An 11396-nucleotide genomic window follows, 5' to 3' on the forward strand; every position below is an offset into this window, starting at 1 on the left:
GGCCAATCGCATACCAAATCCATTTAATCAGTGCCCCGGCCATCAAACCGCGGCGCTTTTCAACAGCCTGCTAGATCAGCGCGGCTCTGTACAGACGCGGCCGGCCGCGCGTTGGCTCGGCCTCAGGTATGCCCGCAAGGGCGGCTTCATCGATCCACATCGTGACGTTACCTCGGTTGATCAGGCCAGCGTTGTAGGTCGGCCAGTTCCTGACACGGTAGCGAGCCTTCGGTCCGCTCGTCTTGCCCTTGTCCCTGCGCATCTTCTCGAAGCCAAGAATCGAGAATCTATGCAGGAACCCGAATTTTTAACAGAACTTCCCTACCGGCTGTTGTGCGTAAACGTCAGTAGCCCCCCACGCGCCCGATTTATGCAACAACGTCGCGCCCCTCGATTCGAAGTCTTCGCAATTCGCGGCGACTCTTCGCATTAAAAAATCGGAAATTGAAACGGCTGCCTATATTGTGTATGCGTTTTGCGCGAAATTTTCCCTTCCCGTTTCTCAAAGAATGGGATCCTCAGGGCAACCAAAATGGTGCGTGTTCGATTCACCTTGAGAGCAAGGTACTGCAGCCGGACACTCTATGCTGTCCGCAAAACCGTCGCAGCGATCGGCATCGGCGTTGCATCGATGCTTGTTCACGTTCATGCGCACGCCGACGCGGTTGAGCCGATCACTCCACTTCCGCCCGTTGCGCGCCCAGCTTTAGCATCCGAAGCTGCAAAGGTGACACTAGGCGAGGCGCTTTTCAACAGTCGGCTGCTGTCGGGTCAAAAGCAGATATCGTGCGCGAGCTGCCACAACCTGACACAGTTGGGGGGCTCCGACGGCCAACCGATTTCCGTCGGTGAAAACGGCAAGCGAGGCACCAGGCGAACGCCGTCAATCTTTAACGTCGGCTTCAATTTCGTGCAGTTCTGGGATGGGCACGCATCCACGCTCGAAGAGCAAATCGGCTTTGTGTTGAAAAATAGGGACGGCCTTGCATCGGATTGGCCCACCGTCCTGCAACGCCTTAGCGTCGATCCCGCGCTGCTCGCCTTATTCAACAACGCTTATCACACAGCGCCCAGTCAGGCGAATGTGACTGACAGCCTAGTCGCTTACGAGCGGACATTGACAACGCCGGATTCTCGCTTCGACCGCTATCTGCGTGGTGACGGAACAGCGATAACCGCGCAGGAATTGGCCGGGTATCGGCTATTCAAGCAATACGGCTGCGCGGCGTGCCACCAGGGCATGAACGTCGGGGGCAACATGTTTCAGCCGCTTGGCGTGATCGGCCCGGCCGGCGAGTATTTTCGCGCCAAAGGTGAGATCCCACGGCAAGACTACGGCCGCTTTCTTGTCACCAAAGTTGACGCGGACAAGTTCGTGTTCAAGGTCCCGAGCCTACGCAACGTCGCGCTGCGTCCTCCATATTTCAATGATGGCTCGGCTCCCACCCTGAACGAAGCCATTCGCGTGATGGCGCGATATCAGTTGGGCCGAACGCTCAGCGAACAGGACGTCGAACTTATCGCCAAGTTCCTCGGGACATTGACCGGAACCTATCAAGGCAAGCCGCTAAAGGCCGCCCACGGTGCCCCATGACTTTGCTTGCGTCCGGTTGCCGCCTCGGCGGTCTTCACATTTGCTTGAAATAGGGTGGTGTGTTCATGCCTGCGACCGTTGCAGTTCCGACTCCCTTCACGGTAAGAGAGCGGTCCCGTCTCATGTGGAATTCAATCCCCGACCTTTACTTGCGGGTTGCGCTCGGTCTCGCGCTATTGACCGTATGCGCGCTGCTGTTTTGGAAGGCAGCGGACACGCGCGATGGCGCTGATAGCGCGATCGCGATCATCCAGCGCACCCAGCAGCAAGAAACACGCTGGAACGAGCAAGTCATGCTGGCCGCATTCGGCTACGCAAGAAATTACGACGCGCTGAACCGAGCAAGCGATGCACTCGCCGACACGGTGCACCAACTCTCTCGCACGAGCCATCAACGGGCGCCCGGGGTATTTGCTCAGTTATCGACGAGCACGGACTTTACCGCGTTCGTCTCTAAGCTAAACGAAAAACGCGAGCTCGCCGAAAGAATGAAATCGGCGCGCGCGATTATTTCCAGTTCGGTTACCTATCTGCCCACTCTAGGCGGCTTACTTGACCGTGCGATGGACAAAAATGCCATCGATGAAGCACTGCTCGACCGGATTCGGCAAAACATCAAAGGCGCATCGATCGGATTGGCCGCGTATGCCGCGCATCCCGGAGTCGAGATTGCAACGTCATTACGCACTCAAATCGAAACATTGACGCAGATCTCTCGCAGCGTGCAGCTTCCCGCCGAACTCGGCTTATTCGCGTCCCACATCGGAGTCGTGTTGCGCAACACGGAGGTCTTGAGCGAATCTACCCACGCATTCAGCGACATCGATACGGCTACCGCCCTTCAACAACTGCTGAGAGCATGTGAAGCACGGCGCGCGCAATGTATTAGCACCGCGCAATGGATGTCGACGTGCGCAGCGATAGCCGGGTTGCTCTGCATCGCCCTGTTCCTGCAGGCGGCGATAGGTAGCGCTAGAAGGTATCGGATCGTCAGTAAATCGAACGATGACCTTTTGACATCGAAGGCCGAAGTGGAAACACAGCTGATACAAGCGGCCAAAATGTCGGCGATCGGCCAGATGGTGGCCGGCGTGGCCCATGAGATCAACACACCGCTTGCCTACATCAAGGCAACGTTCGAGTTCTTGCGAGATCAGATTTTGACCAATCCTCGAATCATGGCGTCGGCGGCCGAGCTGGCCGCGGAACGAGGCGATGCGCCCGCCGACGAAAAAGAGGCCGTCAAAGAGGCCTATGTAGCCGATATTTCGATGCTGCTCGACGACGGGCTGCATGGTATCGAGCAGATATCGACACTCGTGATGTCGCTCAAGAACTTCAGCCGGCTCGATCACGGCAAGCTCTCGGAGTTTTCGGTGGAAGATGGGCTGAGCAGTGCGCTAGCCATCGCGCGCAATTCGATCAAGCACGTGGCCGAAGTGCACACCTCTTTTGCGAATGTGCCGCGCATCATGGGGTCGCCTTCACACATCAACCAGGTGTTCCTAAACATCATCATGAATGCCGCGCAGGCGATGCAGGGTCGCAACAAGACGGGGCGGCTCGAGATCACCACGCGCGAAACCGACAACGACATGATCGTCGTGACGATCACCGACGACGGTCCGGGCATGTCGCCCGAAGTACTGTCACGCATCTTCGATTTGTATTTCACCACGAAACCGCCGGGACAAGGCTCTGGCGTGGGTTTGGCGATCTGCTACCGGATCATCAAGAATCACCATGGGCGTATAGAAGTGCAATCGAAACCGGGCATCGGCACAACGTTTTCGGTCTTCCTTCCGGTTCGCGTTCGCAGCGGTGCGGACCCATCCGCATGAGGCGCTTTGGATAAGTAGGCGTGCAGATGTTCAGACGCCGGCAATAGTATAGGCAGCAATGGCAGTGAGTGGGTGAGGAAGGTGGCCATTCGCGCCGAGCGCAAACGCTTTGATGCAAGCGCGTTCGACGTTCGTATCGCCAAAGTTGAATCATTGATTCGCCGGGACAGTCGATGAGCTACGACGCAACAGTACTTTTCGTGGACGACGAGGAACGCATCGTCAAGCTGCTGAAATTGATATTTCAGGGCAGTTATCGAGTCTTCACCGCCACTCATGGCCGTGCAGCGCTCGAGATCGTGAAGCAGCATCAGATCGACGTCGTCGTATCCGACCAACGCATGCCGGAAATCACAGGCATCGAACTCTTGGCGCAAGTGCGCGCCATTTCGCCCTATACCGTGCGCGTCCTCCTGACCGGGTACTCCGATCTCGTCTCTATCATTGGGGCCGTCAACGACGGCGAGGTGTATCGCTTCCTAAACAAGCCGTGGCGAAAGGAGGAGTTGGAAAGCACCCTGCAAGAGTGTAGCGCCCGCGCGCGCGCGCAACGTGGAGCGGTGCCTACCGCCCCCAGCGCAAAGCCTGTCGCGGTGGCTGATCTCCCCACCCCACTGGCCAACGCGACGAAGCTGCTCGCACTGGAGGGGGTGGCCAGTGACCGGCATGAACTGATGGAAATGTTCACCGAGGATTACGATGTGCTAGGCGCATCGACCATTAACGAAGCGCTCGAGATCATGAGGCACCACGACATCGGTGTGGTGGTAGCCAACACCTTCGTGAACGGCCAGCGTACAGCCGAACTGCTCGCCGCGCTCAAGCGTCATGCGCCGTCGATCGTCGCCGTCGTGCTCACGACAGCGGCAGACTCCGATTTGGTCATTGACTTGATCAACCGAGCACGAATCTATCGCGTCGCGATCAAGCCAATTCAACCGAACGTCTTTCGCTTGGCCGTCTCGGCCGCGATGCGTGAACACCATCGCTTGTGCGCAGGTCCCGACGCGCAGAAGCGCCTGCTCGCCGCGGACGACGAATCGGCGAGCAGCGAAGCCATCGTCGAGAGCATTGTTCAGAGCCTGCGCCGCTTCACTGAAGTTCAGGGGCCACAAGGTCTTTGAGCAGTCCCCGCGGTTCAACCGCGAATTTCCTGGCACGCATAGCTTCAATTGCCGAGCCAGGGCACACCTTTCTAGGAAAGACGTCGTGTTTGCCAGAACCCCTGAGAAGTCTCTGGTCACCGTGCGCGCCGCTCTGTTCGCAGCCTGGATCGTCCTGATCGTCTCATTGTTCTGGGACCCGATGACGCCAACGCTGACCGATCCCTCGGCAACAGGCAGCCCATTTCACGTACACGGCAATGGCCCTTCCATTCAGGGCCATGCGCCAGCCGCCCAAAACACCTATGCCATGGGGGCCCGTATCTGGTGGACAATGATCGTGCCGATCATCCCCTTGTTCCTCATGGTGTTCGGGCATGAGACATGGCGCCGCGTGTGTCCGCTTTCTTTCGCATCGCAGATTCCGCGCTATTTGGGCTGGGTTCGAAAAGCGTCCTTCGTTCAGCGCCACTCCGGAAAAGTCATCAAGACGGTGGCCGTCATCGGGCGCGGCAAGTGGTTGGATCGCAACGCTTTATATGTGCAAATGGGTCTGCTCTATTTGGGCTTAACCGCCCGACTCTTGTTCGCCAATGCAGACAGGCATGCGCTGGCCTTCTTGCTGCTGCTGGTGATCGCCGCGGCTGTCACGGTCGGCGCGCTTTGGGGCGGACGAACGTGGTGTCACTATGTCTGCCCGATTAATGTCGTACAAAAGATTTATACCGAGCCGCGCGGCCTACTCGAAAGCGCACCGCACGTTAGCGGCGCACGGCTCGGACAGTCCGCGTGTCGCATTTCCAGCCCGTCTGGCGACCAGCTCGCATGCGTTGGATGCACCACCTCATGCAGTGATATCGATCTGGAAGGCTCATATTGGGATACCGTGAAACGACCGATCAAGCGGCACGTTTACTACATATTTTACGGACTTATATGTGGTTTTTACGGATACTACTATTTATATGCTGGAAATTGGGATTACTATTTTTCAGGATACTGGACGCATGAGACAAATCAACTGTCCCAATTTCTAGACTCTGGATTTTTCATTGCGCATCGCTCGATTCCAATTCCGAAGCTTATCGCAGCGCCGCTGACACTCGCGACTTGCGGTGCCTCGTCGCTGGCTCTGGGTACCGTGCTGGAGGGCCTCTATCGCGGAGTCCGCCATCGTATGCGGCGCATCCCCGAGGCCGAAATCGTCAATCATTGCTTGAGCTTCACGGCGTTTTTGTCGATCAATACCTTTTATTTATTCGGCGGACGCCCGAGTCTCTTGATGCTGCCGGCACCGATTGCACGGATAATTGATGTGGCAATTGTCATTTTGAGTTCGCTCTGGTTTTTCACCGCAATTCATCGTACGCCGTTCAAGTATCGACAAGAAGCGCTGGCGGCCAGTCTGCTGGGGCAACTCAAAAAACTGAAAGTGGATGTTTCGCGCTATATGGACGGTCGGTCCATTGACGATTTGCAGCCGGACGAAGTCTATGTCCTGTCCAAGGTGCTGCCGGCCTATACACGCGAACAAAAGGTCATAGCGTACAAGCGGATTCTCGACGAGATGATCTCGCAGCAAAAGACGACGTCCGCGGCCGGGCTGCAGGTGCTGCACGACTTACGCGGGGAAATGGGAATTTCGACCGAAGAGCACGCGCGGTTGATTGATGAACTAGGTCACGACCACGCGATGGAGCTCGACCCCAGTGTGGTCAGCGCTCGCGAACGCGCGCAAAGCGTGGCCAACTATGCTAGGTTGATAGCTAGTGCGATCTGCAAGCGCATTGAACTCGGCGATACATTCGATACCGCATTCGCTCATGCCGAGTTTCAAGACATGATCAGAATGCTGCGCCCCAGCCTTCAAATCGAGGATGAGGAGCACAAAGCCGCACTAACACACGTGCGCGCCGCTAGCGGGGCCCTCGAGATGCGAGTCACCGCGCTGAATGAACAGCTGATGATCCTGGCAAGCGCCAAGTTGGCCGTCTTTTCGAACGAAGCAATCGTGCGCCTCTCGAACCCACTGGTTTCCGCTTTACGCGTTGTTCTGAGCGCGCGCACCGTGGCAGTATTGCGCGCCATGTTATCGTTGTTGCGCGCCGTAGGTCCCACGGACATCACGCATGGCGCAGCTTCGACGTGCGCCCGATTGTTCACCGACACCTTTGTCGACGTGATGATGGAGCCGGCCGGTGAGCAACTTGCGTTGACCTGGAAGGATGCGCTGGACGCATCGCTGATCAATGCCATCGTCGGTGTGCTCTCCGATGACGAAACGCATGCCGAGCCGTTGCCTGCCGCCGCGACCTCCATCCCTACACTCGTACGGTGTCTGCATTCATTGGCAAACGACGGCGAACCATTGCATTGCGCAATCGCCGCGTTCGCCTTGGCCAAGCTCGATCGAAACGAGGCACTGAACTGGCGCCAAGAGCTGCTTGCGGAGCGAAGCGACCTTGCGCAGCAGTGGCTCGTGGCGGAGGTCATGGAGACGATCTCCCGAGGCATGCAGGCTGGCCCGGAGCAAGTGGCCGGTCGCGCGCCGATCGTGATTACTGTGCAGGGGCCACAAGCGGGTATAACGCGAGCGGCGCAGCCCGGTTCCGCGCCACAACCGCGCCACGATACCTGCTACACCTTTGACAGTTTGTCGATCCGTATCGGCTCCGATCGCGATAACGATCTGTATTTACCAGAAGTAGGTGTCGCACCCCAGCATTTCCTTGCCCACATTCAGGGCGCACGCGTCGTCGGAGGGCCGCTGGGTGGCGAGACTGCCTGGCTCAATGGATTGCCGATTGAACAGGAAGCCGTCATTCGCTCGGGCGACGTCATTACGTTGACGCCCGACCTCCCACCTGTCTGCACGCTAATCTTCGTCGTACCCGCGTATGACCTTCCCTATACCGAAGTGCACCTAAACACCGTGACTAAGTTGTCGGCACTATTTGCGAGCGGGGGACAGTTCCGGCGCAACGCAAGATCGCTGGAGGCAGCGGGAGACATTGCGCGACGTGCGACGGTGAGGCGCTATCCCCGCAACACCGTATTCACACCCGAGACCCTGCAAGCGAACGAATCATACATTTTGGCGACCGGCAGCCTACGGCAAATTGCAGCGCATCGAGAATATGCCGCTATCGAGGAAGCATCCCACGATGAGGCGTCCCACAGTGCAGGCACGCTTGCATCCGACAATAAACCCGCGCCGACAGAGATGCGCGACGACGCGAGCGATGCGCAAGACATCGTGTCGGCACCGGCGCGCATGGACTTCGAAGACATGGGCGATGATGCAATGAAGCGCTACCTGGTGGTTTCCGCCTACGCGGACCTCGTGGTATGGCAGGAAGCTGGGGGGGGACAAGACGCGGTAGCCGCGAAGTGAGAATCGGAGCATACGCGTTGGTTAAACGGATACTACGCTGCGGTTGGAAAAATAAGCAATAGAAAGTACCGAGGAAGCTATGAATGTACACATGAGCAAGGTGTCGCAGCTTTTCTTTATTTCATTCGTATTCCTAACTGATGAAAGAAAGAACGTCACACCTGCGAAAATCGAGTTGTTACATGAGTTACTGGACGATCCCACCTGGTGCACGAGTGAATTCGTGCGCGCAAGCATCGCCGTGCTGCGCGAGCGATATTCGGCGCTATGGGAGGCGTACGAAAGCGGTCGGATCACCGTCGACGTTGATTCGTTGACACGCGAAATTAATGCGGTCACGTCCACCGTCACCGCCGCCGAGGCGATCGCGCTGAAGCAGGATTTATCGGTTTTCGTCGACAAGTTCACGCAGGCGAGTACCACCTCGCTCAGCCGCCTCGGCCTGTCCACGGCTAGCAATGCGAGGATACAACGTCAACGCACGATCACCCATCTGTTGGCACTAGTTGAGGAGGAATGCGGTGAACTCTCAAGAAAACGTGCAAACGGAACGGATGCGCCGTTCTCCAGCACAACCGTCGCACCGAGCGCGGCCGGGCCTGCGACCGGAATGGCTCGCGGCGAACTCGCGCACGCCGAGTTCGCGTCGACTTCAACCGCTGAGGTGCTCGAAAGCGGTGCGACCGGGGCGCTGGTGCCATGGAATGGACGTGCGATACAGGCGCGGTGCGTTGCGGTCGTCAACGAAACGAAGGACACGAACACTTATGTATTCGGCTGCGAAACGATCGGGCTCTTCAACTACAAGCCGGGTCAATTCATCTCAATCGAGGTGAAAGCCGGCGATAGGCTATTGCGGCGCTGCTACACCATCTCGTCCTCTCCGTCTCGTCCCCGCAGGTTTTCGATTACGGTCAAGCGGCTAGATCGCGGCTGGATATCGAACTGGCTCGCCGAGAACATGTTAGTCGGCGTATACGCGGCGATCAGCGGGCCGTTCGGTGAATTTCACATAGAGAGAACGACAAACCGAAAACTCCTGATGCTGGCCGCGGGCAGTGGCGTGACGCCGATCATATCGATGTTGCGTTGGATGGCCGACGTTGGAGACGCGCGTGACGTCGTACTGATCAACAGTGTTCGTTCGCCGAACGACGTGATTTTCGGTTCAGAGTTTCGTGTTTTGGCGGCACAGTTGCCAGCCGCGCGGATTGTCGTCGTACCGAGTTCAGTTGTCAGTGCCGAATGGTTCGGTGTATCCGGACGCCTTTCCGACGCAATGCTGCAAGCGCTCGTACCCGATGTTCTCGAACGCGACGTGTTGATGTGCGGGCCGAGCGAATACATGCGAAGCGCGACGGACATCCTCACGCGTGCGGGTCTGCCATCGGATCGGATTTTGTCGGAGCGTTTCGGCGCAGCGGATACAGGCGCTTCAGTATCCGCTGCGCCGCCGGCAAGCGATTCGCGCGGCAAGGCGGCACCCTTACGCATACCCGCCGCCGCGCCGCATCCGACCGCGCAAATCGCGGAAGTAGCGGGGCCGCGATGGGCCGGCGCAGTCAATGAAACTCCCGACGATTGGATGGCGGCAAAGCAGCCCGCTTTGATTGTCTTCGAGCAAAGCGGGGTTGAAATTGCGTGTGACGCCGGCTCCTTGCTGCTCGAAGTCGCGGAGGCGAACGGCGTTGCGCTCAATAGCGCATGCCGCTCAGGCGTGTGCGGCTCCTGCAAAGTTAAAAAGATGGCCGGTGAGGTTCGGATGCCCGCCGGCGCGACCTTGAGCGACAGCGATATTGCGGACGGCTGTGTTTTGGGCTGCGTGGGACGCGTGTATGGCCGAGTGGTGGTGGATCGTTAGTATCCAGCACACGCTAGCCGTAGCGGGCGCAACTAGGGGGAGTGACCACATAGCTGCCAATAGTGTCATCTACGTGCGCGAGCGCCGTCAGCTCTTCGCTCAGCTCGCGTCCGTCACCTTTGCAGCAGCGAGGATGCGATAGACCGTCGCCTCGCCCAGTTCGAGCTGACGGGCGATGCTGGTTTTCGTCGTGCCGAGCGCCGCCAACTGTAGTACGGCGTCCCGGCGCTCGGGCGAAACCAGTTTGCGCCCCTTGTACCGCCCCGCCGCCTTGGCTTTCGCAACGCCTTCGCGCTGACGCTCAAGCATCATTTCGCGCTCGAACTGCGAGACACCTCCAAGGACTGTCGGCATCAGCTTGCCGGTCGCCGTGTGGGTGTCCATGCCCAGATGCAGCACGCGGAAAGCGACGTTCTTGCGATCGAGGGTCTGCACCGTCACCATCAGGTCCGCGACCGAGCGCGCCAGCCGGTCCAGTTTCGTCACCACCAGCACGTCGCCTTCGCGCACGTATTCAACAAGGGCGGCGGCGAGCTGGATGCGCTCGCCGACCGACGACACCTGTTCCTGAAACAGCTTCTCGCATCCGCCTGCGCGCAGCTCCCTGAACTGGGCGTCGAACCCGGGGTCGACGGTTGAGGTGCGCGCGTAGCCGACGATCATTTCCGATCACACGCTTCTGACAGGTTGCGATGGAGAGTCGATCATAATCTGAAAGCGGCTTCAGTGAGAGGGTTTTCCGGGTAGACGTGATCGATCGCTAGGGCAAGCCCTATTGATAGGCTCTGGGTGCACGTCAGGCCGCCAATGCCTCAACCGGCAAGCGCTTGTCCATATCCATATCGAAGCGACCGTACGGATTGATGTGCGCGTAGATCAGCGGCGACAGCGCCCGGAAGTCGGCAGCCTGCATGGTCTGCCACCAACGTGGCTCGGCCAGCACTTGTGAACAGCACCGCGCTGGTAACGGGTCTGGTTCACGCCGGACATCGACTTATGCGAAGCGCTCGGGACAACACTCGAGCGACTTCCGACGACAATTGTACGGCGCGCGCGTAACATGGACAGGCTACTCGTGCTGGTCAGCAAATATCGATGGCAACTTGAAATGCGCTCGCGTGGGCTATATTGGCGAAATTAGTGAACCTAATAGCACAATTAACGAACCTCAACAGCTTCGGATTTTGAGGCGTCCGCTTCGCGTCCGGTCGCGCAGCATGCCCATCGGACGTGTCCAATGCGGCAATACGCTCAACCGTGGTTCGACATGCCTATCCAGCCTGCCAGCAATACGGGGAATACCCCTTTCACCTCCAGTTGCGACGCGTCTGACGCCGCCCCTCCCGGCCAGACCCCTCTTCCCCACGCTGCCGGGGCTCGCGTTCAGGGAACATGGGGACTCGCCGAACTGCTGCCGCCCCGGCCGGATCTGGGGCGGGGTTCGGGTGAGGCAGGAAGGGCGCGCCTGCCACTGGGGCAGTTCACCCATGGTCAACCCCCTTCACGCAGCCACGTGATGCGTACGGGGTCAATGCATGCGGGACGGTCGCCGGGGCCATATCCTGCGCCGGTGTCGCGCAGAAACACGGCGCGAGTGGCGGTG

6 protein-coding genes and 1 pseudogene are annotated in these 11396 nt (G+C 58.6%); 5 read left to right on the top strand and 2 right to left on the bottom strand.

Translation table 11 applies throughout. From position 1 onward, the window contains the following. Positions 1-73 precede the first annotated feature (73 nt). Positions 74-262 (bottom strand): annotated as a pseudogene (locus tag BDI24065_RS40200) (IS5/IS1182 family transposase); the annotation flags it as partial. A 369-nt stretch (positions 263-631) separates the two neighbouring features. On the opposite strand from BDI24065_RS40200, the gene BDI24065_RS40205 reads away from it, so the two are divergent. The 5 genes from BDI24065_RS40205 (at position 632) to BDI24065_RS40225 (ending at position 9793) form a co-directional block, all read left to right on the top strand. Then, positions 632-1594 (top strand): cytochrome-c peroxidase, encoded by a 963-nt coding sequence (locus BDI24065_RS40205; RefSeq protein ID WP_217481854.1) that lies wholly within the window; start codon positions 632-634, stop codon positions 1592-1594. 122 nt (positions 1595-1716) lie between these two features. Beyond that, entirely contained in the window at positions 1717-3435 is a 1719-nt protein-coding gene (locus BDI24065_RS40210) for an ATP-binding protein (protein WP_175035850.1), read from the top strand. Positions 3436-3608: 173 nt separating this feature from the next. Beyond that, positions 3609-4559 carry a response regulator gene (locus BDI24065_RS40215; RefSeq protein ID WP_175035851.1) on the top strand — a complete coding sequence of 317 codons (951 nt, stop codon included), beginning with the start codon at positions 3609-3611 and terminating at the stop codon, positions 4557-4559. Between the two features lie 85 nt (positions 4560-4644). After that, positions 4645-7932, top strand: a complete 3288-nt coding sequence (locus BDI24065_RS40220) for a 4Fe-4S binding protein (RefSeq protein WP_175035852.1) — start codon at positions 4645-4647, stop codon at positions 7930-7932. Positions 7933-8023: 91 nt separating this feature from the next. Then, the gene (locus BDI24065_RS40225) at positions 8024-9793 is read left to right on the top strand and encodes a hybrid-cluster NAD(P)-dependent oxidoreductase (protein ID WP_175035853.1); all 1770 of its coding nucleotides are present in this window, start codon (positions 8024-8026) and stop codon (positions 9791-9793) included. A 99-nt stretch (positions 9794-9892) separates the two neighbouring features. Here BDI24065_RS40225 and BDI24065_RS40230 read toward each other — a convergent pair whose 3' ends face one another. Then, positions 9893-10456: a recombinase family protein gene (locus tag BDI24065_RS40230; RefSeq protein WP_175035854.1), complete on the bottom strand. Its 564-nt coding sequence runs from the start codon at positions 10454-10456 to the stop codon at positions 9893-9895. Between the last annotated feature and the right edge of the window lie 940 nt (positions 10457-11396).

Origin of the sequence: Burkholderia lata (assembly GCF_902499025.1) — a bacterium.
Lineage (GTDB): Bacteria > Pseudomonadota > Gammaproteobacteria > Burkholderiales > Burkholderiaceae > Burkholderia > Burkholderia lata_C.

What these genes read in the sequence shown, in the direction of transcription:
- BDI24065_RS40205 (WP_217481854.1), top strand. Translation starts at nt 632, where the DNA reads ATGCTTGTTCACGTTCATGCGCACGCCGACGCGGTTGAGCCGATCACT.
- BDI24065_RS40210 (WP_175035850.1), top strand. Translation starts at nt 1,717, where the DNA reads ATGTGGAATTCAATCCCCGACCTTTACTTGCGGGTTGCGCTCGGTCTC.
- BDI24065_RS40215 (WP_175035851.1), top strand. Translation starts at nt 3,609, where the DNA reads ATGAGCTACGACGCAACAGTACTTTTCGTGGACGACGAGGAACGCATC.
- BDI24065_RS40225 (WP_175035853.1), top strand. Translation starts at nt 8,024, where the DNA reads ATGAGCAAGGTGTCGCAGCTTTTCTTTATTTCATTCGTATTCCTAACT.
- BDI24065_RS40230 (WP_175035854.1), bottom strand. Translation starts at nt 10,456, where the DNA reads ATGATCGTCGGCTACGCGCGCACCTCAACCGTCGACCCCGGGTTCGAC.